The sequence below is a fragment of the Thermosynechococcus sp. FA-CM-4201 genome, assembly GCF_054689355.1.
Genome location: NZ_CP079920.1, coordinates 46,880 through 69,066, shown reverse-complemented (window position 1 = coordinate 69,066; position 22,187 = coordinate 46,880). Strand labels below are relative to the sequence as shown.

Sequence of the window (22,187 nt, the reverse complement as noted above, 5' to 3'; positions counted from 1 at the left end):
GGCAGTTCTTTTGATGCTCTGTGCGCTAGTGGGTACAGCCTTAGCAGCGATCGCCACCCCAGACTTGAGCGGTACCGTCGATGTTTTGCCCTTGAATGCCCAGTTGGGAGCGCAAATCTATCTGCGGCGCTGTGGCAGTTGTCACCTCGCAGTGCCCCCGGAAACATTACCCACTCAGGCATGGCGGGTGCTGATTCAAGATACTAATCACTACGGCGCAATCCTCGAACCTATTCCCCGCCCAGAGTTGGTTCCCCTGTGGAACTATTTGCGTACCTATTCTCGACCCCTACCTGACGATGCCCAAATTCCCTTTCGCGTCGGGCGATCGCCCTTCTTTCGCATCCTCCATCCCCGTGTTGAGGTGCCGCAGCCAGTCACCCTCGATGGCTGTGCCCAATGTCATCCCAAGGCCACCCTCTTTAACTTTCGTGAGCTAAGTCCGCAGTGGCAGGATTCCCCCTAGAATGTTTAGGGATGGTGAATTTTCCACCGCCCCATGTTTTCTAGCTCCTCCAATCGCTATTCTCCGCGTGTTCAACGCATGATGATGCGCCGTCGCTGGCTACAGCAAGAGTGGTGGACGGTTGTGGCACTCCTCCTCTGGGGAATGTTGTTTTTTCGATATTGGTTGCAGGGGCGACTGGGGCTACTGATCCACCCCAACTACTTTGGACTGGCGATCGCTGCTGGGTTTCTTTTAGTTGCTGTGAGTGGTTGGCAAGGGTGGCGGTTGTGGCGGGGTCGAGTGACACCTGTGCAGCATGTTGCGCTCTTACCGGCGCGTTGGACGCTCAGTATCCTGATTTTCGCGGCAGTGGTGGGGTTGATGATTACGCCCCGTCCTTTCAATAGTGCAACGGCCATTCATCGCGGTCTCGAGGATGGCTTGACAGTGACCCGCAATAGTCCCGTGGCCTTTCGCCTCAATCAACGGCCTGAGGAACGTACGCTCATTGACTGGATTCGTACCCTTGATGTCTATCCCGAACCCGATGCCTATAGCGGGTTGCCCGCTCGCATTGAGGGATTTGCTGTCCATAGTCCCCAACTACCAGAGACTTATCTCACCCTCACCCGTTTTGTCATTACCTGTTGTGCAGCGGATGCCTATCCTGTGGGACTGCCCGTGAAATTGGGGCGATCGCGCCAAGCCTATCCCCAAGATCAGTGGTTTCGCGTTGAAGGTCGGATGACCACAGAAACCCTCAACGACCGCCGCCAATTGGTATTGGTTGCTGAGACGATCACGCCGATTCCTGAGCCTGAAAATCCCTTTATGTACTAAGGCAATGCTGTTTCACTTGATTCACACTCCCTACTGGATTGTCTTGGGCATGGGGGTTTTGCTCTTTTTGACGGTGATCTTTGGTGATGTGGGCGATGAAGAGGTGGAGCTAGAGGGAGATGCCGATCCCTTGGAAGTGGACGTCGAACTAGAGGAGGGCATCTCATTTCTGACAATTTTGCATTGGTTGGGGGTGGGGAGAGCGCCCCTCATTCTCTTGCTCGCCTTGGACTTTAGCCTTTTGGGCGTGCTGGGCTGGTTTTTTAATGTCCTCTTTTACACCCTGAGTGGCAGTTGGCCGGGGGTGGTGTGGTCTGGGGTGATTGCGATCGCGGCACTGCTGTTAGCGCTGACAACTGGCGGTCTGTGTTCGCGGCCTTTGGGGCAAATTTTTGCGCAGTTTAGTGAAGATACCAGTCGCGATCGGCTGCTGGGGTGCAGTGGCCACGTCAGTTCTGCCCATATTCCCCACAGTGGTACTGGTATTGGCCAAGTGAGTGTTTTGGATGCCAATCGCAATCGGCTAATTCTGCCGGCAGTGCTGCCCGCTTGGGCAACGGTTACCCCCCAGCATGGTCAGGAGATTTTAATTATCGATCGCCAAGAGAATGAGTACATCGTCGTGGCCAAAGACAGCTTGGATGAGGCCACATGGTTACGCCAGCAGCGGCAATCCCAGATTAAAGATAGTGAAGAGTCTTAGGGCATCTTTGATGGGCGGTGAGGGACTCGAACCCCCGACAGCCTCGGTGTAAACGAGATACTCTACCAACTGAGTTAACCGCCCAAGTTCCAGAGTCTCTATCATAGCAAAGGTATAGCCCGTTTCTAAAATAACGGTACACAAAGCGGATAGCAGCTTGTTCTACGATTCTGTGAACGGGGAATCTCCTGCTATACGCCTAGCGTTAGCGGGATGAGTGTCAAAGAAGTTTGAACCTTTCAAGCCCGTTCAATCCCTGTCGCTGTAGGTCAACATGGGTCAACTCTTGTGAAGAAAATCCGCTAGGATCAACGTGTCGAGACGTGCAAGGAATGCCCTATGGGAGCAGCAACGGCAGCCAGTGGTCAACGGTTACGGAATTTTGTGATTGCTGTTGTCGCCATTCTCATTAGTCTTGCCCTATTGGCGGGTTTACGCAGTAGCAATCAACCCCTCACCCTCGCCGAGCAAGCCCGCCAAGCTACCCCTTGGGAGGAGGCTCAAGTCAATGGCAAGCCGACACTTTTGGAGTTTTATGCCAACTGGTGTAGCACCTGTCGTTCGATGGCCAAGGATTTGGGGGAATTAAAGGCGCAATATCGCGATCGCCTGAACTTCGTCATGCTGAATGTGGACAACACCAAGTGGTTACCGGAAATTGAGCAATTTAATGTGGATGGCATTCCCCACTTTGTCTTTCTGAATCGGCAATTGGAACCCCAAGCAGTGGCGATCGGCCTCCAACCCAAGGAAGTGATGGCCAAAAATCTGGAAGCCCTCAGCAATAATCTCCCTTTGCCCTATGGTCAACTGACGGGTGAAATGTCCCAACTCACGAGTCCCCTCGCCCGCCAACGCAGTGATGATCCCCGCAGTCATGGGGGCTAGACTGTGGAACCCCAAGATGAGGTGCGTCAGGTCTACGAAGAGACGCAAGCACGGATGGCAGAGCTTTACCGTGAGTACGAGCAGATCAAAGCCACCCAAGCACGGTTGAAAGGACGTAATCAGGCTGCCCTAGATCAAGAGCGCGATCGCCTACAACAGGAACTGCGGCAACTAGAGGCGGAGTTTGGCCTCACACTGCTTTTTCATCTGGGAGAGGCGGCACGGGAACGCTGGCAGGAAATTCTCGCCCAAGAAAACTTCTGGCAATTCGTTCGCTTTGCGGGTTTGGGGTTTGTCCTTGGCCTCCTCGTTAAGAGCCTGATGGGCTAATCCTTAAGGCAGTTTGCCAGAGTCCGGGGCGGGAATCGGGGATGGGCATGGCGCCAACGGTCTTCGCATAAAACGCCTCTGAGGAGACCCAGCCAATAACGGCATAGCCATAGCCAGCGCTGCGCATTTGAGCCAAGGTGAGCTGCAAGAGAAGGCGACCAATTCCCCGCCCGCGGTGAGGTTCGGCCACAGCCATCGGCCCAAACAGTCCCAAGGCGGCTGCATCGTAGCAGGCAAAGCCCAGCAGATCTCCCTCCTGCACCGCAATCAGTCCGCGGGGCGGTCTCTGGCTCAAGGCAATGGCTACTTCACTGCGCCAACCGGCACTAAAGCGATCGCCCACCCACTGGATAATCCAATCCACTTCTGATCCCAAGGGCTGCCGATAGTGAATCCCCTGCTGTTGATGCACCATCACGGCGGGCCAGTCTACTGCCAGATCGTAGAGCTTGACCAGCATATCAGTCATGGGCTGTTTTCCTGTCTTTCCTATCGGCTCAGACTAACAAGCGGACGTTGGAGTGCCTGCATTAACTCGTCAAACTGATCGGGGGTGAGGGATTGGGCACCATCGGAGAGCGCCTTGGCTGGATTGGGGTGTACCTCAATCATCAGGGCATCAGCACCTGCGGCGACAGCGGCTTTGGCCATTGCCGGCACAAATTCTGCCCAGCCGGTGCCATGACTAGGGTCAATCATAATCGGCAGATGGGTGAGCTTGCGCAGTACCGGAATCGCTGCTAAATCCAAAGTATTGCGGGTATATTCGCGGTCAAAGGTACGGATGCCCCGTTCACAGAGAATCACATTCGGGTTGCCTGCCGCCAAAATATACTCCGCAGCCATCAGCCATTCCTCAATAGTCGCGGACATTCCCCGTTTCAGGAGAACGGGTTTGGGTTGGGCACCGACGCGCTTCAGAAGAGAAAAGTTTTGCATGTTGCGGGCACCAATTTGCAGCACATCGGCCACTTCGGCAATTTTTTCTAGATCCGCTGCATCCATCACTTCGGTAATGATGCCCAAGCCAGTTTTAGCTTTCGCTGCCGCCAATAGATCAAGGGCACTTTCGCCGTGACCCTGGAAGGCATAGGGGGAAGTACGGGGTTTGTAGGCACCGCCGCGCAGGAATTTGGCACCCGCTGCTTTCACCCGCTGCGCCGTTTCAATGATCATGGACTCGTTCTCAACCGAGCAAGGCCCCGCCACAACCACCACATCATGGCCTTCGCCGAAAATGACCTCCCCATTGGGGGTTGACACCACCACCTCGCTAGGTTCACCGTGGCGATATTCGCGACTCGCCCGCTTGAAGGGCTGCTCAACCCGCAGAACGTGCTCAATCCAAGGGCTAATTTCTTGAATCCGTAGGGGATCGAGTTCCGCTGTTTCCCCAACAAGGCCGATAACTACCTTATGCTTGCCCACAATTTTTTCGGGGGTGAGTCCCCAAGTGCACATCTCGGCGCTGACCCGCTCAATTTCTTCACTGGGGGTGCCACTTTTTAGAACGATAATCATCGGCTTGCTGATCCCAAATTTTCGGCTTAGGGTTTGATTGTATTTTGCCAAATTGGTTCGATTCTGCCTATGTTCCGTCGTTCCCCCGCCCTGCGATTTCTCATTTCGCTCGCGATCGCCACCATGGTGGTGGTGTCCCTATGGGGCGTGATGATCGGCTCAATCTCCAGTGGTGATCCGCCTTTGAATCTCAGCCAAGCGGTGTCCATTGACGACCCACGATTTGATCCGCCCGCAGAATCACCTCCTCCTTCACCAGAGCCTCCCCCTTTGCCCCTGCAACGCAGTGACGGTGCTGATTATGATCGCCTCTTTGCCCAAGTCCGCCAAGTTCATCAGCAGTGTTCCTTTGCTCCCCCTTGGTACAGCGTGCCTGCCAATCCCACCAATTTTGGCGATCGCTTTCGTACGGATGTTCGCGGCCAAGTGTTGAACAACGCTCCCCTGATTGTTTTGCATGAAACGGCAGCGTCTGCCCAATCAGCACTGGACTTCTTCCAAACCCCGCATTCGCGCGATGAGGATCAGGCCAGCTACCATGAATTGATTACCCTCAGGGGCTGGATCCTGCATTTAGTGCCCTGGTCTAAGCGTGCCTATGGGGCAGGCAACTCCGCCTTTGGTAGCGAAACTGTACAGACCAATCCCCGCCTTGCCTCTTCGGTGAATAACTTTGCCCTCCACTTTTCCCTAGAAACACCGCCCCAAGGTTGGCACAATGGTTGGCAGCACGCCGGCTATAACGATGCCCAATACCGTGCCTTGGCGTGGCTAGTGGCACAAACCGGCATTGCCCCACAGCGGATTACAACCCATGCTGCGGTTGATCGCTCTGGGGAACGTAGGGATCCGCGTAGCTTTGATTGGGCTAAGTTTAATCGCTATTTGCAGCTCTATCGCGATCGCCCCTGTGGGGATATCCGCGGCTAGAAGTAGCGATCCAAGAAGGTCTCTAGGGATTCAAAGGAGAGTTGAAAATAGGTTTGGGCACGTTCAATTTCACTGGCAGGGCAGAGACTTTCATAGGCCAACAGTGTCCGCAGTGTCCCGAGACTAGCCTCCAAATCGCGACTCATCATACCGAGAAACTGGCGAGCACCATCAATCACACTTAGGGGCAGTGTCATCACAAAGGGGCGCTTATTGAAAAAGCGACCGAGGCGATCGGCAATCTCTTGGCGGGTGAAGACCTCTGGATGCGCCATGCTAAAAATGGCTGGCTGGCTGGCTTGACTGGCAATGAGAATACAGTGGGCTAAATCCTCGGGACTAAGCAGTTGCAGGCGGTGCTGCGGCTCCCCAAGCACAATGTAAACCCCCGTCTGCTGAAAGCGCTCCGCAAGGGGCAGCAAACTGGACATGAGGGTAGGACAGCGGAAAATGGCATAGTTGAGGCCACTGCTGATGAGCACCTGCTCGACTTCGTACTTGGCCTTGAGAAAGGGGGACTGCTGGCGATCGCCCGTCACCGCCAAAGGAGAAATCAAGGTTATATGGCGCACCCCCTGCTCCTGAGCCGCCTGAATCACATCCAACGTGGCGCGGTAATCAATCGCCTGAATGGCACGGCTGAGTAACTGACTACCATGGCAGCAAATCACCGCCTCCACACCCCCCATGGCAGCTTGAATATCGCGGGGCTGTTGCAGATCACCAATGAAAATCTCGGCACCCCATTCCTTGAGGAGATCGTATTGGCTCGTTAGGCGCACAAAGGCTCGTACAGGTAGCCCCAACGTGATACAGCGGCGCACCACCCGCAAACCCAATTGTCCTGTGGCACCCGTGACCAAGTACATGAAGCGGAACTATGAAGGGATTCTTGTCTCAGCGTGCCCTAGGGAGAGCCACAATGCAAGACTCTTGAAGGATGTGCAGGGGGGGAATGCGCTAACCTAAGGAATACCCTTGAGAATCTTCGCAAGAACTCTGCGCCGCATGACCCTTGACTTTTTTGCTGCTCAGCACCTGAGCCATGAGCTGTTTGCTGCCTTGAAACCGCCAGAGGCGCTTTTTGTTGAAATTGCAAGTGAATCTAGCCAGTTTATTCGCTTCAATCGGGCGCGGGTTCGTCAAATTGGCACCGTAGAAGATACGGTGGTGACACTGCGGTTGCAATCGCAGCAACGGACGGCGAGCACCTCTTTTCCCTATACGGGGACGGCGGATCTAGCGGCTGCCCTAGACCACTTGGTGCAATTGCGTTCCGAAACCGTGCAACTTCCTGTGGATCCCTACCTCGTGCCACCAACGGATACCGGTTCCATTCAAGACACCTACCTTGGCCGCTTACCTGATCCTGACACCGTCGTAGAAACGATTCTGACACCCGTTCAAGGCCTTGATTTTGTTGGTATTTACAGTGGCGGCACGATCGCGCGTGGCAGCTTTAACTCCGCTGGACAGGAACACTGGTTTGCGACGGAAACCTTTTGCTTGGACTACTCCCTCTTTACGGCGGCGGGTAAGGCGGTGAAAAATAGCTACGCCAGTACCCATTGGGACACTGCCACCTATCAAGCTCAAATTGAGGGCGATCGCCAGCAACTGGCACGATTGGAACAGCCTCCCCGGCAGTTAGCACCGGGACGCTATCGCACCTACTTTGCCCCAGCGGCTGTGGCCGAGCTAGTGGGTATGCTCTCTTGGGGAGCCGTGAGTGAGGCGGCCTATCGCCAAGGCGGCAGTGCCCTTGCCAAGTTACGGGAAGGGGTCACCCTATCCCCCCTTTTCAGTTTGCAAGAGGACTTTACAACGGGGACAGTCCCCCGCTTTAATACCGACGGCGATATTGCGCCCCCTCGCCTGTCATTGATTGATCGCGGGGAATTGCAAACGTTGCTCATTAGTCGGCGCACCGCTCAGGAATACAATCTTGTGGCCAATGGTGCCAACCGCCAAGAAACCCTGCGATCGCCCCTCCTCTTGCCCGGCACGCTACCCGAGCAGGATGTGCTGGCTGCCCTCGATACGGGTCTCTATGTGGGCAATTTACACTACCTGAACTGGAGCGATCGCCCCAATGGACGCATGACGGGCATGACCCGCTACGCTTGTTTTTGGGTAGAGCAGGGCAAAATTGTTGCACCCATTACGGATTTGCGGTTTGATGACAGCCTCTATGAGTTTTGGGGCAGTCACCTTGAGGCCCTGACCGATACCCCCGTTTGGATTGCCAATACGGACACCTATGAGCACCGCTCCCTTGGGGGTATTACGGTGCCGGGGATGCTCGTCAAGGCCTTTCAGTTTACCCTTTAGGCTACTCAGCAGTGGCCAATTCGGTGCTGCCGCGCTGTTTACGACGAGTCAGCGTATTAAAGAGCAACTGGCCAATCGCTTTGATCAGGTTGCCCTCCAGTTCTTGGAAGAGCTTCATGTTCATACCAAAGGCGGCATTGGCTTCATCTACAATCCGCTCCGCCGTTGCCTCATCCACCGCCAGTTCATCCAAGCGTTGGCGATAGAGTTGCTTAAAGGCCTTTTCGTCACTGATGGATTCAAAGCGATAAAAGGCAGTGCCTTCGCCGTCTTGAAGATTCATCGCCCGCTCAGCAATCCCCTTGAGGATTTGGCCGCCGGAAAGATCGCCAAGGTAACGGGTGTAGGAGTGCGCCACCAACAGTTCTGGGGCAGTATTGGCCACTTCGTGGATGCGGGCAACATAGGCCTGCGTGGCGGGTGAGGGGGTAATTTCTTCCCGCCAATTGGAACCAAAGTAGTAGGTGAGATCTCGCTCAAGGCTGTTTTTGCGGTTCAGCTCCGGAAAGTAAATTTTGCCAACAATGGGATGGTCTTTGAGCCGTTCCATCTCCTGTTCCATGGCACTGTAAACGTGATAGAGGCTGGCAACGAGTTTGCGGTAGGAGCTTTTTTCCACGGTGCCTTTGAGGAAGCAGCGCACAAAGCCAACGTTCTCAGCCATGGTGTGGGCTTTTTTGGTGCCTTCGCGCAATTTCGTCGCTAGAGACGTCGTCATCACGAGATCCTTCTTAAAAATTTGCAACGTTTTGTTTCTAAAAGCGACCGTCAGTGCAGTCTATTTCTCAGGCTAAGGGCAAATGACACCGTTTTTCATTAAAAATCATTAAGGCGATCGCGAGCCGCCGCGAGGGCTTGGCGCACCTGATCAAACCCTGTGCCCCCATAACTATTGCGGGCAGCCACCACCTGTCGCGGTGCAATGCGTTCGTAAATATCCGCTGCAAAGGCAGGGTGCAGGGCTTGCCATTCTTCAAGGCTGAGGTCTTTGAGGAATTTCCCCTGAGCAAGACAGGTTTTCACCACCTGCCCCACCAAGTTATAGGCCTCACGGAAGGGCACCCCCTTACTAGCCAAGTAATCGGCGACATCCGTGGCATTGGCAAAATCTTGGGCAACCGCGGCCGCCAAGCGTTCCGGTTGAAACACCACGCCCTCCGCCATCAAGATCGTCATCGCCTCTAGGCAGGCACGCACAGTATCAACAGCATCGAACAGGGCTTCTTTATCTTCTTGGAGATCCTTGTTGTAGGCCAAAGGTAGCCCCTTCATGATCACTAAGAGCGCTTGCAAATGGCCAAAGACCCGCCCCGTTTTCCCCCGCACCAACTCCGGCACATCGGGATTTTTCTTTTGGGGCATGATGCTAGAACCCGTGGCACAGGTGTCGGTGAGCTTGACAAAGGCAAATTCTTCAGAGGCCCACAGAATAATCTCCTCCGAGAGCCGCGATAGATGCACCATGATTAAGCTAGCGGCACAGAGAAATTCAATGGCAAAATCGCGATCGCTGACGGCATCGAGGCTATTGCGATAGGCTTCGCGAAAACCCAACAATTCTGCTGTGTAGTGGCGATCGATGGGAAACGTCGTGCCCGCCAGTGCCCCAGCCCCCAAGGGAGAGACATTCACCCGCTCACGAATTTGCCGCAGTCGCTCGATGTCCCGCTCTGCCATTTCCACATAGGCCAGCAAATGGTGAGCCAAGCTCAGGGGTTGTGCCCGTTGCAGGTGAGTGTAGCCGGGAATGAGCGTTTCCACATGGGATTCTGCTAAGTCCAAAAGAGTGCGCTGCCACTGCCGCAATTGTTGCAGAATCTGGTCAATTTCTGAGCGCAGGTAAAGGCGAATATCAGTGCCCACCTGATCGTTGCGCGATCGCGCCGTGTGCAGTTTCTTACCCACATCCCCAACCAATTCTGTGAGGCGGCGTTCGACGGCAAAGTGGACATCCTCCGCTTCAATACCGGGGGTAAACTGGCCCTCTCGGTATTCTTGGCGAATCTGCTCTAGGCCTTGGATTAGTGTTTCGGCTTCCTCAGGGGAAATAATCCCCGTTTTTGCCAGCATGCGGGCATGGGCTTGGGAGCCGGTGAGGTCGTATTCAATGAGGCGAATGTCAAAACCAATACTGGCATTAAAGCGGGCGATCGCCGGATGGAGGGCTTGTTCAAAGCGCTGGCTCCAAGGCTGGGGTTGGGCACTCACAGGCAGTTCTCAGGGCTAAAAATTCAGGAGCTTGCCAAAGATCCAGCCAATGGCCAGACCAATGATCAGTGCCCACAGTTGGCCAGAATCGACAAAGTTTGCCCACGCCTTAGAAACGTCTTCCCCCAACGTGTCTTTGAATTTCTGTGCCACGATAATCTGCGGCTCAATCGTTATTTGGCTGGCAATAAAGTAGTTCGGTGCAGTATTCATAGCCATTGGCGGAAACGCAACTCAAGTTTATCCTAGCGGAGGCGGCGGCGATCGCCAACCAGTATCGCAGCACTGAGGATTAGAAGACACATTTTGTGACCACTCAAGAAGAATACAGCGATCGCGCCCCTGTTGCTTGGCCCGATAGAGAGCGGCATCAGCAATGGCAAAAATCTCCGTTAAGGTGCCCTGACTTTCCTTGCTAGGGACAAAGCACAAGCCACCACTGACGGTAATGTAGGGATGGTGTGCCGTCTCCGCTTGGGGAATTTTCAGTTCTCGGACATGATGGAGCATTCGTTCAACAATGTGTAGAGCCGTGTCAGCAGAGACATGGGAGAGCACAAGGGCAAATTCCTCACCGCCGTAGCGAGCAATGATATCGTTGGAGCGCAAATGGGCCTTCAGGGTTTGAGCCACCTGTTGCAGTGCGCGATCGCCCGCTAAGTGACCACAGCAATCGTTATAGGCCTTAAAGTCATCAATATCAATGAGAACCAACGTCAAAGCATGGCCTTGGTCTTGAGCCTGCTGCCAGAGCTGATTCAAGGCTGTGTCAAAAAAGCGACGATTGCCTAACCCCGTTAAGGGATCCCGTTCCGCAAGAATCTGGAGGTGCTGTTTTTCCTGCTCTAGGGCTTGTTGGCGTTGTTGCAATTCCGTCACAAGGGCGATTTGCCGAGCCAGTTCCGTCTGTAGTTGCTGCAACTGGGCAGCGAGTAACTGCTGATTGTGACAAAAGCTAGGAACAATCCGCGTCAAAATTGCAGGTTCACCATTTAGATTGACACCAATGCCTTCAATAACCCAATGATCGGTTTCAGGCTTCGGAATTGGAAAATGGGCAGCCAACATCTGGGCATTGCCTTGGCATAGCTTTAACCATGCCTCTACTTGATCCTGAGATTGTTGGAGCAGCGCTGCGAGGGATTGACCCATCAATTCCTGGGCATCCCGTTGCCAAAAGAGCGAGGCACCATTGTTGATTGCCAGAATTTCACCTCTACTGTTCACAATTGCGATCGGCTCAGGGAAAAGGCGAATATATTCAGCAAGTGTGCCCCTCATTTGTTTCGTTTAAGCCTATCAAAGGAATGGTTATACTAATAAGAAATATTTCAGGAACACACCAAAAAATTAAAGGTTAGTTGTCAAAGTAAACTTTTTCTAATTGTTAGGCTACACTAAAAGATAGACAATTAGAGAGAAAAATTAATCCGAGGGCGATTGACAACTGTAGTAATCGGGGAAAACAACGTAAAGGGGCTTTTCAAGAATCGTTGCTATTTCCTTCTCAATCATTGCCGAGCGGGAGCGGCCACGAATTACTGCCGATACACAATGACGGGAAACCCCTAGCTTTTGGCCAATTTTGGCTCCATTCCAGCCCCGTTTCCGCAGTTCCGCCTTGATGTCCTCAGGATGCATAGTGCTGTTATAAATCTGTGCCCAACAGTTCAATGCTAATTGCGGGCATTAAGGTTGTCAAGCGACAACTTTTGACAAGGTGGCAGGGGTGTTCATTGATGAGGTTGACATGTAAAGTTAGTGAAAGACGCAGTGCCCTTTCCAAGGGTATATTTAGGTTTCGCATGGTTAGTCCACTCTCTCGCAAACAACTCTCTAGGCTTCTACGCCAAAAACGGGGGATACGCAGTCAACGTGCCTTTGCCGCCGAGCTGGGAATCTCCTATACCTGCCTGCAAAAATGGGAAAATATGGCGTCATTTCCAAATACTGAAAATCTATTAAGGTTATGTCGTGTTTTTGGCTTTGAGGATTTAGAAAGTTTTATTGCCTACCTCAATCAAACAGATGCCACCAATCGGGAAGAGGAACAACTGGTAACTGAGATTCTTGGCAAATTGCGTCACTTACCTCCGGCGACAGCAGTTCGGGTGCTGGAAACAGCCTTAGGGTTGTTAAAGGCTGCTGCTCACAATGAAGGGAACGCTTGAGAAGTTTTTAGGTTCCGAGAGAATTATAGCAAATGTTTTGGGGGGCGATCGCCTGCCGCAGCTTGCCGCTTCTATGGCATCCTGAAAGGGAGACGTTGCGCAATTTGGCCACTCACATCCTATGCAAACGCTGCCGAGTCCTGTTCAAGCTACTCCGACAGAAACCGCCATTGTCCGTCGCAAAACCCGTCCTGTGCCCGTTGGCTCTGTCATCATTGGGGGCGGGCATCCCGTGGCGGTGCAATCGATGATCAATGAAGACACCTTGGATATTGAAGGCTCAGTGGCGGCCATTCGTCGTCTCCATGAAATTGGCTGTGAAATTGTGCGGGTGACGGTGCCCAGCCTTGCCCATGCCAAAGCCATGGAAGAGATTCGCGATCGCCTCTACAAAACCTACAAACCTGTGCCTCTTGTCGCCGATGTCCACCACAACGGCATGAAAATTGCCCTCGAAGTCGCCAAGTATGTGGACAATGTACGCATTAATCCGGGGCTATACGTCTTTGAGAAACCCAAGCCCGATCGCACTGAATATACCCAAGCGGAATTTGAGGAAATTGGTGCCAAAATTCGCGAAACCCTTGAGCCACTGGTGATCTCGCTGCGGGATCAGGGCAAATCCATGCGCATTGGCGTCAATCACGGTTCCCTTGCTGAGCGGATGCTCTTTACCTATGGCGATACCCCAGAAGGAATGGTGGAATCGGCTCTGGAATTTATCCGTATCTGTGAGTCTTTGAACTTCTACAACCTTGAAATTTCCCTCAAGGCCTCACGGGTACCCGTGATGATTGCCGCCAACCGCCTCATGGTCAAGCGCATGGACGAACTGGGCATGGACTACCCCCTCCACTTGGGAGTCACCGAAGCCGGCGATGGCGAGTATGGCCGCATCAAATCCACTGCTGGCATTGCCACCCTCCTCGCCGAAGGCATTGGCGATACGATTCGTGTCTCCCTCACAGAAGCCCCCGAAAAAGAAATTCCTGTCTGCTATGGCATTTTGCAAGCCTTGGGACTGCGGCGAACCATGGTGGAGTATGTAGCCTGTCCCTCCTGTGGCCGGACGCTCTTTAACCTTGAGGAAGTGCTGCACAAAGTCCGCGAAGCCACCAAACACCTGACAGGTCTCAACATTGCCGTTATGGGCTGCATTGTCAATGGCCCCGGGGAAATGGCCGACGCCGACTATGGCTATGTGGGCAAACAACCCGGCTATATCTCCCTCTATCGCGGCCGTGAGGAAGTCAAGAAAGTCCCTGAAGCCGAAGGAGTGGCTGCCCTTGTGGAATTAATCAAGGCTGATGGCCGCTGGGTGGATCCCTAAACCATCAGGCATCTCTGAGGAGTGAAACCATGACCACGGAAACCATTTTTAGCCGCATCATTCGCCGCGAGATTCCAGCGGATATTGTCCACGAGGATGAGCTGTGTCTGGCTTTTCGCGACATCAACCCCCAAGCCCCCGTGCATATTCTGGTGATCCCCAAAAAGCCGATTCCCCAACTCAGCTTGGCAGAACCAGAAGATCACCGTGTGCTGGGGCACCTGCTGCTGACGGCGAAACGCATTGCTGAGGCAGAGGGTTTAACAAATGGCTATCGGATTGTCATTAACAATGGCCCCGATGGCGGTCAAACTGTCTATCATCTGCACCTGCACCTGTTGGGGGGACGAGCCATGCAGTGGCCACCGGGCTGAAAAACGGTAAATACCAATACAGTTGCTTTTTAGAGTCAATTGTTCGTGGGGAGCGATCGCCCAAACTTAGTAGTCTAGGATACAGTTTGCGCCAATAACGTCCCCTTAACCTATGGGAGATTATTGCTTATACGAGACAGCAAAACCCCATGGCTCAACAATTTGGACTCGGACGACGGAAATTTTTGGTCTATGGCTCAGCCGCATTGGGAACGAGCCTACTGATTAAAGGGTGTGCTCCAGCCACAGAAACGGGAGGCGGCGGACAAACGCCAGCTTCTGGAGGGGACACGATCAAAGTGGGGATTCTGCATTCCCTGAGTGGCACGATGGCCATTAGTGAAAAGAGTGTGGTGGATGCTACCCAACTGGCCATTGAGCAAATCAACCAAGCGGGAGGGGTTCTTGGCAAGCAGATTCAAGCCATTCTGGAGGATGGGGCATCCGACTGGCCGACCTTTGCCGAAAAAGCGACGAAGTTAATCGATCAAGATAAAGTGGTAGCAGTTTTTGGCTGCTGGACGTCTGCTTCTCGGAAAGCAGTGCTGCCCGTCTTTGAAGCCAAGAATCACATGCTTTGGTACCCTGTGCAGTACGAAGGCCAAGAGTGCTCGAAAAACATTTTCTACACGGGTGCCGCTCCCAACCAGCAAATCGAACCCGCCGTAGATTGGCTCCTGCAAAACAAGGGTAAGAAATTCTTCTTGGTGGGGTCAGACTACGTCTTTCCTCGCACGGCCAACACAATTATCAAGGCGCAACTGGCAGCCAAAGGTGGTGAAACAGTGGGCGAAGACTATCTGCCCTTGGGTAACACTGAAGTCACGCCGATCATTACTCGCATCCGCAATGCCTTGCCCGATGGCGGTGTGATTTTCAACACCCTCAATGGCGATAGTAACGTGGCCTTCTTTAAGCAGTTGCAGGGGGCAGGTCTCACACCCGATAAATACCCAACAATGTCGGTGAGTATTGCCGAGGAAGAGGTGCAAGCCATTGGTGTCGAGTACCTCAAGGGCCACTACGCCGCTTGGAACTACTTTATGACCGTGGATACCCCTGAAAATAAATCCTTTGTTGAGGCCTTCAAAGCGAAGTTTGGCCAAAACCGCGTCACCAACGACCCGATGGAGGCCGCCTACATTGCCGTTCACCTCTGGAAACAGGCCGTGGAACAGGCGGGCACCGCCGATGACTTAGAAAAAGTGCGTCAAGCCGCCATTGGCCAGACATTTAATGCGCCGGAAGGTCCTGTGAAGATGTTCCCGAACCACCACATTTCCAAGACGGTGCGCATTGGTGAGGTGGGTGAAGATGGTCTCTTTAAGATTGTCTATTCCACACCCCAACCCGTGGATCCGCTGCCTTGGAACCAGTTTGTGGCGGAAACAAAGGGATTTGCCTGTGACTGGACGCGCACCGATGTGGATAACCCCGGCAAATTTAAGGCTGCAGGGGCTTGATTCCCTAATTTCTGTAATTTAGTAGTCCTGAAAACAGTTTTTGCCCCCCAAGGCGGTTGACGATCGCGGTTAACTGGCCGGGGTGGCTTTTTTCCCACAGGTTTGAGAACCATGACCTTTTTGCTCGAAAGTGTCTTCAATGGCATGAGTATTGGTGCGGTGTTGCTCTTAACCGCACTGGGGCTGGCGATCGTCTTTGGCATTATGGGCGTGATTAACCTTGCCCACGGTGAACTGATGATGCTGGGAGCCTACACCACCTTCGTGGTACAAAATGGCTTCCGCCAATTGGGGGAGGGTTGGTTTGATGCTTACCTTTTGATAGCAGTGCCCTTGGCCTTTGCCGTGGCAGCGGGGATCGGTGTTCTCTTGGAACGGGGCGTCATTCGCTATCTCTATGGTCGCCCCCTCGAAACCCTCTTGGCCACTTGGGGCGTGAGTTTGATCCTGCAACAGTTGGTGCGCAGTATCAGTTGGCAGATGACGCTGCAAATTGCCCTCTTTTGTCTGCTCTTCTTTGGTGGCCGCTGGCTCCTCTCCAAACGGGCGATCGCCCCCCGTTGGCAAACTTGGGTAACGCCAGTGTTACTCGTGCTCTCTGTCGGGATTGGCCTAACGGCTGGCCTTGTGGCTGGGGGCGCGGTGGGTCTGGCCATGACAAAGCCCTGGTTTGGTGCGCAGGGGGTGGATGTGACGGCCCCGAGTTGGCTGCGGGGAGGGGTGAATCTGTGGGGGGTGCAGTTTCCCTTTGTCCGCCTCTTTATTATTGCCCTGACGGCAGTGTGTCTGGTGGCGATTTACCTCTTTCTGCTGCGATCGCAATGGGGGCTACGGATTCGCGCTGTGACCCAAAACCGCAGTATGAGCGCCTGCTTGGGGATTCCCACCCAAACGGTTGATGCCCTCACTTTTGCCCTTGGCTCTGGCCTAGCGGGGGTAGCAGGCTGTGCCATTAGCCTCTTGGGTTCTGTGAGTCCGAATACGGGTCAGAACTACATTGTCGAAGCCTTCATGGTTGTTGTCGTGGGCGGGGTCGGCAAAATTGTCGGTTCGATTGTGGCTGCCCTTGGCATTGGCTTTGTCAACTATGTCATTGGTTCGGGGTTGATGACCCGCTTTCTAGAACCGCAAACGGCACTGTTTGACTTCTTTGAATTTTTTGCCAGTACCAGCATGGCACGGGTGATGGTCTTCATCCTGATCATTGCTTTCCTGCAACTGCGTCCCGCTGGTCTTTTCCCACAAAAAGGACGGACGGTCGATGCCTAAGCTCTCGCAGTTCTCTTTTCCCAAAGATCGCCTCAGTGGTCGCGAGTTAATCGTGGTGGCGGCCCTTGCTCTGATTCTGATTTTTGTGATGCCACCTCTGTTGCCGGGGTTTCGCTTGGATTTGCTGCACCGCTATCTCGCCTTAGCGATTGTGGCGTTGGGGATTGATCTGATTTGGGGCTTTACGGGGTTGCTTAGCCTTGGCCATGGCATTTTCTTTGCCTTGGGGGGGTACGCGATCGCGATGCATTTGAAACTACAGGTGCCCGCCACTGCCTCTAGCCCCCTGCCGGACTTTATGTCCCTCTACGGCGTCACGGAGTTGCCGTGGTTTTGGTATCCCTTCTATTCTTTTGCCTTTGCCGTCGCGGCAGTGGTGCTGATCCCAGCCCTGCTGGGGGCACTCTTGGGGTACCTTGTCTTTCGCAATCGCATCCGGGGGGTCTATTTTTCCATCCTGACCCAAGCGGCGATCATCGTCTTTTTTAACTTCTTCAATGGTCAGCAAAAGCTCTTTAACGGCACCAATGGCCTGACGGATTTTCAAACGCTGCTGGGGTTCCCTGTGCGCGATGCCCAGACCCAGTATTGGTTCTATGTCCTAACGGTGATTTTCTTGGCCTTGGCCTATCTTCTTTGCCGTTGGCTGACGATGGGACGTTTTGGGCGCTTGCTGGTTGCCATCCGTGATGATGAAGCCCGTGTCCGCTTTTCGGGATACAACCCCACTAGCTATAAAGTACTCGTTTTTGCGATTTCTGCGGCCTTGGCGGGGATCGGTGGTGCTTTCTTTACCCTGCGCACAGGCATCATTTCACCACGGGCGATGGACATTGCCTTCTCGATTGAGATGGTGATTTGGGTAGCGGTTGGCGGTCGTGCCAGCCTGATTGGAGCGGTACTGGGGGCACTCTTGGTCAACTTTGCCCGTAGTCTGTTGAGTGAGCAGTTTGCCGATATTTGGCTCTTTTTCCAAGGGGCGCTGTTTTTAATTGTGGTGTTGGCGCTACCTACGGGCATTGTCGGCTGGCTGCGCACTGAAGCCCCCAACCTGATTGCGAAACTCTTGGGGCGGCCGCAACCAGTGGCAACATATCCCGAACTGGAGTTTGATCCCGAGGTGCAATATGAGCGTGAAGTTCTCGAGCAGGAGGGCAAATAATTGCTGTGACACCCATTCTTGAAATTGAGGATCTCACCGTTAGCTTTGATGGCTTCAATGCCCTGAATCATCTCTCGTTTCAGATGCAGGCGGGGGAGCTACGGGTGATTATTGGCCCCAATGGTGCGGGTAAAACCACCTTCCTCGATGTAATTACGGGCAAAGTCAAGCCGACCCAGGGGCGAGTGCTCTTCAAGGGGCGCAATCTGCGTCGCTACAGCGAAGATCAAATTGCCCGTATGGGGATTGGTCGCAAGTTTCAAACCCCCCGCGTCTATCTCAACCTCACGGTGCGGGAAAATTTGGAGTTGGCAGCAGCCCGCCATAAGGGCGTTTTTGCAACGCTGTTTCAGCCACTGTCACGGGAGGAGCGCGATCGCCTACACACCTTGATTGACACCATTGGTCTGCGGCCAAAGGCCAACTTTCCAGCAGGACTCCTCTCCCACGGTGAAAAGCAGTGGCTAGAAATTGGCATGCTGGTGGCGCAATCTCCCGATCTGCTGTTGGTGGATGAACCCGTGGCCGGTCTCACCGATGAGGAAACGCACCTCACGGGAGAGCTTCTCGTGGCCTTGGCTGAAAGCCACTCCATTATTGTCATTGAGCATGATATGGAGTTTGTCCGCCAAATTGCCCGCACAGTCACGGTTCTCCATGAAGGCTCGGTACTCTGTGAAGGCTCTATTGAAACCGTACAAAATGATCCCCGCGTGATTGAAGTTTATTTAGGCGCTCCCCTCGAAGAATCCCACTCGACACAACGACCATGACCCGCGTTGATCACTATCCCCTCCCCACGACAGCAGTGGATGCCGATTGGATGCTGCGCATTCGTGGCCTCAATGTCTATTACGGCGAAAGCCATATCCTGCGGGATATTGACCTAAGTGTGCCCGCTGGCAAAATGGTGTGCCTCATTGGCCGGAATGGCGTTGGCAAAACCACACTCCTGAAAACCATCATTGGTCTGCTCAAACCCCGTAGTGGCCAACTGGACTGTCAAGGGGGATCCCTCCTGCCGTTGCGCCCGGATCAGCGAGCCAAGCTAGGAATTGGCTATGTGCCCCAAGGACGGGAAATTATTCCGCGGTTGACGGTGAAGGAGAATCTGCTCCTTGGTTTAGAGGCGCGTCCGCGGCAGCGGGCAAAACAGGAGATTCCAGAGGAAATTTTTGAACTCTTTCCTGTACTGAAGAAAATGCTCCACCGCATGGGCGGAGATCTCAGCGGCGGGCAGCAGCAACAGTTGGCGATCGCCCGCGCCCTCATGGGCGAACCCAAACTTCTCCTATTGGATGAACCCACCGAGGGAATTCAACCCTCGATCATCCTTGAGATTGAGGCGGCAGTTCGTCGCATTATTGCCGCCCGAGGCATTTCTGTCCTCCTCGTGGAGCAGCACCTCCACTTTGTCCGTGAGGCGGACTGGTACTATGCGATGCAAAAGGGGGGCATTGTTGCCTCTGGTCCCACCAGTGATCTCAGTCAAGAGGTGATTCAGCGGTTCCTCGCGGTCTAACCTCTAAATCGGGCGATCGCTCCCATCCAAGGAACTGGGTTGCTCCACCAGCGTTACCCGTCGCGGTTGTGCCAGTTGCCGTAGCACCGGTTGCAGATTCCCCAGCGTGTGGTTGAGGCTATCGAGGAGCAGTTGCAGATTACCGGTATCGGCGAGGGCTTGCAGGGCTTGGTTGAGAGTTTCTAACAGTTGTAACCGCTGTTGCAGCGTGCGATCGCTCTCCGCCAAGAGTTGAGCAATATATTGGCTCTGTTGCCGCAGTTCTTGGGCAATAGCGGTCTGTTCCTGATTGACCTGCGCCAGTAGTTCCCCTTGGTTGTGCTGAATCTGGGTGACGAGGCGCTCAAACTGCTCAATGGACTGTTGCTGGCGCTCCTCTAGTGTGGCCACAAATTGCTGCCGATCCCTGACCACGGCACGGGCAAGTTGATTTAAGTTGTCCAACAGTTGTTGCAGCCGTTCCTCGGTGGGCAGCTCCGTGCGAATGGTTTCCTGAATCACTTCTTGGAGAGTGTCGCGATCCACCCCTGCGGACGTATTTGTAACGGGGAGGCGGGGCAGCAGTTGATCGTTAATGTAGGTGTCAATTTGCAGCAGCAGCTTATTCTCCCAACGTTCAACGATCACCATCGGGATCATGACGAGAACACTCAGCACCAAAGCCACGAGGGTAGTATCAAAGGCCACCGCTAGCCCCGTCGTCACACCGCCAATCCCCTCCTTGATTTGGTTCACGTCCTGAGCCGTCTCCAAAAAGCTGGAAAAGCCACTGACCGCTTGGCTAATCCCAACCACAGTGCCAATAAAGCCCAGCAGGGGAATCGCCCAGACTAGGACACGGGGAATCGTATAGGAGGCATCGGTGGCTGCTGCAGCACTGCCACTATCTTCAGCGGCGGCTTCAACGGCAATCTCTCGCTGGCCACTACTGAGAAACGCTCCTAAAACACGGGCACAGCGATTGGGCAGCAGTGTCCGCCGTTGGGCAAGGGTTTGCTGCAGTTGCAAAATATCCCGCATCGAGGTGAAGGGGTAGTTGGCGGGAATCCAGATTTGCCGCAGGCTGGGGGCTTGCTGAAAGAGGGCGATCGCCTTCAAAATCGCAAACACCAAAACTGTCCACGCAAAAAAGACAGCCACAGGTTGCGTCCAGCCACGATTGAGGAGCAGTTGGCCAAGGTAGGTGCCCTGAAGGGGCAAAAAGAAAATGTAAAGGATAACCGTGGCAACGGCAGCGATCGCCAACGCTAACCACAGCGGCACAGTGAGATCACGGCGGGGTACCGCCACTGGCGTTAGGGAAGGGGCAGTTGTTGTGGAAACGGGGGAAGAAGCTGTCATGACGATACTCAGGGCGCAAACATCTTTCAATCTATCGCGAAGGCGCCTCAAATTTTGGGAACCACTGCTGCTCCCTGCTGCCACCGCCAAATACCCGCCAAGAGACTGCCAATCAGGGAATGAACCACCCCCGAAATCGCACAGGGTACTGCGGTGAGAGGATTCGTAAAGGCTTGCCGCGCCAACGCCACCCCTAACCCAGAGTTTTGCATGCCCACCTCGATGGCGATCGTCCGACAGGTGCGCTCTGAGTAGCCCACAGCGCGGGCAAGATAATAGCCACCCAGAAAGCCCAGACTGTGGAGAGACACAACGGCTGCCAACAGTTGCAAACCATGACTAAGAATCGCCTTGGCACTTGCCGCAAACACGCCACCACAGATGACACAAATACCGACAACTGAAACAAAGGGAGAAATGGGGAGCACTTTTTTCACCACGTTGGGCGCTTTGGTATTCAAAGCTAAGCCGACGAGAATGGGCAGCAACACCACCTGTACCGTACCCCAAAATAGTTGGAGAGCATTGACTTCAACGTATTGACCCGCCAGTAGCTTGGTTAATAGGGGAGTCAAAATAATCGCTGCCAGCGTTGAGCACAGGGTCATGACGACTGACAACGCCACATGGGCGCGGGCAATAAAGGTCACCACATTGGAGGCGGTTCCCCCAGGGCAACAAGCCACTAAAATCAACCCGACAGCAAAGGGCGTGGGTAATTGATATAACTGGGCAACCAGCCATCCCGCCGTCGGCATAATTAGGTATTGGGCAACAAATCCAAGAGCAACCGTGCGAGGCATCAACCCCACGGCTTGGAACTCCTGCCAACTCAGCGTGATCCCCATCCCCAGCATCACAATCATCAGTATCCAGACAATGAGATCGCTACTTACCCACAGAAATAGGGGTGGATATAGCAGCGCCACAATTACCGTCAGCAGTACCCAGAGGGGGAATAGGTTGGTCAGCCATTCGAGGCGGGACATCAGGAAAGACCTTTAAGGTGTTTAAGCATCCTAGTCAAGAACGTCAAAAAAAACGTTAAGTAGAATACATTTTTCGGGAAGACATCAGCTTTACAATGGACGATACAGTAAAAATACTGAAAAGCATAGAGGTTGGGGGGGATAATTCAAAAAATTGGAGCAGCTACAGCCCTTTTCTAAAGTATGGTGTAAATACAAGGGATGGGAACGTGTCTGAGAACGGTTTTCACTGTTTTGAGCCTGTTCAATCCTGATAACAAGGGCAATAAACTAGCCCTCTTTTGAAATAAACATAAAATTTTAGCATTGGGTAGCCTCTATATTTTGACCCTAACTATGTCAAAAAATTTATAGACCTTTAACGCAG

Annotated in this window: 25 protein-coding genes and 1 tRNA gene; 15 read left to right on the top strand and 11 right to left on the bottom strand. The window is 53.6% G+C overall.

What is annotated here, in order from left to right:
- The first annotated feature begins 13 nt into the window (after nt 1-13).
- Genes KV190_RS00350 through KV190_RS00340 form a run of 3 tightly spaced genes read left to right on the top strand, consistent with a single transcriptional unit; the run spans nt 14 to nt 1,991 of the window.
- Nucleotides 14-466 carry a cytochrome C gene (locus tag KV190_RS00350; RefSeq protein WP_460194059.1) on the top strand — a complete coding sequence of 151 codons (453 nt, stop codon included), beginning with the start codon at nt 14-16 and terminating at the stop codon, nt 464-466.
- 33 nt (nt 467-499) lie between these two features.
- The gene (locus tag KV190_RS00345) at nt 500-1,288 is read left to right on the top strand and encodes a TIGR03943 family putative permease subunit (RefSeq protein WP_460194058.1); all 789 of its coding nucleotides are present in this window, start codon (nt 500-502) and stop codon (nt 1,286-1,288) included.
- 4 nt (nt 1,289-1,292) lie between these two features.
- Nucleotides 1,293-1,991, top strand: coding sequence for a DUF1449 domain-containing protein (locus KV190_RS00340; protein WP_460194055.1), 699 nt, complete (start codon nt 1,293-1,295; stop codon nt 1,989-1,991).
- 11 nt (nt 1,992-2,002) lie between these two features.
- Here KV190_RS00340 and KV190_RS00335 read toward each other — a convergent pair.
- Nucleotides 2,003-2,075, bottom strand: a tRNA-Val gene (locus KV190_RS00335).
- Nucleotides 2,076-2,330: 255 nt separating this feature from the next.
- On the opposite strand from KV190_RS00335, the gene KV190_RS00330 reads away from it, so the two are divergent.
- Nucleotides 2,331-2,879, top strand: a complete 549-nt coding sequence (locus tag KV190_RS00330; protein ID WP_286668818.1) for a thioredoxin family protein — start codon at nt 2,331-2,333, stop codon at nt 2,877-2,879.
- Between the two features lie 3 nt (nt 2,880-2,882).
- Nucleotides 2,883-3,209, top strand: coding sequence for a sll0565 family protein (locus KV190_RS00325; protein WP_460194053.1), 327 nt, complete (start codon nt 2,883-2,885; stop codon nt 3,207-3,209).
- Here KV190_RS00325 and KV190_RS00320 read toward each other — a convergent pair.
- A complete protein-coding gene (locus KV190_RS00320; RefSeq protein ID WP_460194052.1) occupies nt 3,190-3,678 on the bottom strand; it encodes a GNAT family N-acetyltransferase in 489 nt (162 codons plus the stop codon). The genes KV190_RS00325 and KV190_RS00320 overlap by 20 nt on opposite strands.
- Before the next feature lie 20 nt (nt 3,679-3,698).
- A complete protein-coding gene (gene aroF / locus KV190_RS00315; RefSeq protein WP_460194051.1) occupies nt 3,699-4,730 on the bottom strand; it encodes a 3-deoxy-7-phosphoheptulonate synthase in 1,032 nt (343 codons plus the stop codon).
- Nucleotides 4,731-4,799: 69 nt separating this feature from the next.
- Between aroF and KV190_RS00310 the strand changes: the two genes are divergently transcribed.
- On the top strand, nt 4,800-5,660 hold the full coding sequence (locus KV190_RS00310) for an N-acetylmuramoyl-L-alanine amidase (RefSeq protein ID WP_460194050.1): 861 nt from the start codon (nt 4,800-4,802) through the stop codon (nt 5,658-5,660).
- On the opposite strand, the gene KV190_RS00305 is transcribed toward KV190_RS00310, so the two are convergent.
- A complete protein-coding gene (locus KV190_RS00305; RefSeq protein WP_460194048.1) occupies nt 5,657-6,529 on the bottom strand; it encodes an SDR family oxidoreductase in 873 nt (290 codons plus the stop codon). The genes KV190_RS00310 and KV190_RS00305 overlap by 4 nt on opposite strands.
- A 139-nt stretch (nt 6,530-6,668) precedes the next feature.
- Between KV190_RS00305 and KV190_RS00300 the strand changes: the two genes are divergently transcribed.
- Nucleotides 6,669-7,991 carry a TldD/PmbA family protein gene (locus KV190_RS00300; RefSeq protein WP_460194046.1) on the top strand — a complete coding sequence of 441 codons (1,323 nt, stop codon included), beginning with the start codon at nt 6,669-6,671 and terminating at the stop codon, nt 7,989-7,991.
- Nucleotide 7,992: 1 nt separating this feature from the next.
- On the opposite strand, the gene KV190_RS00295 is transcribed toward KV190_RS00300, so the two are convergent.
- The 5 genes from KV190_RS00295 to KV190_RS00275 form a co-directional block, all read right to left on the bottom strand.
- On the bottom strand, nt 7,993-8,709 hold the full coding sequence (locus tag KV190_RS00295) for a biliverdin-producing heme oxygenase (protein WP_460194044.1): 717 nt from the start codon (nt 8,707-8,709) through the stop codon (nt 7,993-7,995).
- A 98-nt stretch (nt 8,710-8,807) separates the two neighbouring features.
- Nucleotides 8,808-10,199: an argininosuccinate lyase gene (argH, locus tag KV190_RS00290; protein ID WP_460194043.1), complete on the bottom strand. Its 1,392-nt coding sequence runs from the start codon at nt 10,197-10,199 to the stop codon at nt 8,808-8,810.
- A gap of 15 nt (nt 10,200-10,214) precedes the next feature.
- Entirely contained in the window at nt 10,215-10,412 is a 198-nt protein-coding gene (locus tag KV190_RS00285) for a hypothetical protein (RefSeq protein ID WP_250683015.1), read from the bottom strand.
- Nucleotides 10,413-10,439: 27 nt separating this feature from the next.
- Complete coding sequence (locus KV190_RS00280; RefSeq protein WP_460194042.1) at nt 10,440-11,480, bottom strand: GGDEF domain-containing protein; 1,041 nt, start codon at nt 11,478-11,480, stop codon at nt 10,440-10,442.
- Nucleotides 11,481-11,624: 144 nt separating this feature from the next.
- Complete coding sequence (locus KV190_RS00275; RefSeq protein WP_149817070.1) at nt 11,625-11,840, bottom strand: helix-turn-helix domain-containing protein; 216 nt, start codon at nt 11,838-11,840, stop codon at nt 11,625-11,627.
- Between the two features lie 164 nt (nt 11,841-12,004).
- Here KV190_RS00275 and KV190_RS00270 point away from each other — a divergent pair, with 164 nt between their 5' ends.
- The 8 genes from KV190_RS00270 (at nt 12,005) to urtE (ending at nt 19,490) form a co-directional block, all read left to right on the top strand.
- The gene (locus tag KV190_RS00270) at nt 12,005-12,370 is read left to right on the top strand and encodes a helix-turn-helix domain-containing protein (RefSeq protein ID WP_460194040.1); all 366 of its coding nucleotides are present in this window, start codon (nt 12,005-12,007) and stop codon (nt 12,368-12,370) included.
- Nucleotides 12,371-12,491: 121 nt separating this feature from the next.
- Nucleotides 12,492-13,700 (top strand): (E)-4-hydroxy-3-methylbut-2-enyl-diphosphate synthase, encoded by a 1,209-nt coding sequence (gene ispG, locus KV190_RS00265; protein WP_460194039.1) that lies wholly within the window; start codon nt 12,492-12,494, stop codon nt 13,698-13,700.
- Between the two features lie 29 nt (nt 13,701-13,729).
- Complete coding sequence (locus KV190_RS00260) at nt 13,730-14,074, top strand: histidine triad nucleotide-binding protein (RefSeq protein ID WP_149817064.1); 345 nt, start codon at nt 13,730-13,732, stop codon at nt 14,072-14,074.
- 149 nt (nt 14,075-14,223) lie between these two features.
- Nucleotides 14,224-15,537, top strand: a complete 1,314-nt coding sequence (gene urtA / locus KV190_RS00255) for an urea ABC transporter substrate-binding protein (RefSeq protein WP_460194038.1) — start codon at nt 14,224-14,226, stop codon at nt 15,535-15,537.
- Between the two features lie 111 nt (nt 15,538-15,648).
- The gene (locus KV190_RS00250) at nt 15,649-16,806 is read left to right on the top strand and encodes an ABC transporter permease subunit (protein WP_460194037.1); all 1,158 of its coding nucleotides are present in this window, start codon (nt 15,649-15,651) and stop codon (nt 16,804-16,806) included.
- Nucleotides 16,799-17,968, top strand: a complete 1,170-nt coding sequence (urtC, locus tag KV190_RS00245) for an urea ABC transporter permease subunit UrtC (RefSeq protein ID WP_460194036.1) — start codon at nt 16,799-16,801, stop codon at nt 17,966-17,968. The genes KV190_RS00250 and urtC overlap by 8 nt, the downstream gene beginning before the upstream one ends.
- A gap of 5 nt (nt 17,969-17,973) precedes the next feature.
- Nucleotides 17,974-18,741, top strand: coding sequence for an urea ABC transporter ATP-binding protein UrtD (gene urtD, locus KV190_RS00240; RefSeq protein ID WP_460194035.1), 768 nt, complete (start codon nt 17,974-17,976; stop codon nt 18,739-18,741).
- 50 nt (nt 18,742-18,791) lie between these two features.
- Entirely contained in the window at nt 18,792-19,490 is a 699-nt protein-coding gene (gene urtE, locus KV190_RS00235) for an urea ABC transporter ATP-binding subunit UrtE (protein ID WP_460195308.1), read from the top strand.
- A gap of 3 nt (nt 19,491-19,493) precedes the next feature.
- On the opposite strand, the gene KV190_RS00230 is transcribed toward urtE, so the two are convergent.
- Both KV190_RS00230 and KV190_RS00225 read right to left on the bottom strand, forming a co-directional pair.
- Nucleotides 19,494-20,831, bottom strand: a complete 1,338-nt coding sequence (locus KV190_RS00230; RefSeq protein WP_460194034.1) for a MotA/TolQ/ExbB proton channel family protein — start codon at nt 20,829-20,831, stop codon at nt 19,494-19,496.
- A gap of 47 nt (nt 20,832-20,878) precedes the next feature.
- The gene (locus KV190_RS00225; RefSeq protein ID WP_460194032.1) at nt 20,879-21,820 is read right to left on the bottom strand and encodes a bile acid:sodium symporter family protein; all 942 of its coding nucleotides are present in this window, start codon (nt 21,818-21,820) and stop codon (nt 20,879-20,881) included.
- Between the last annotated feature and the right edge of the window lie 367 nt (nt 21,821-22,187).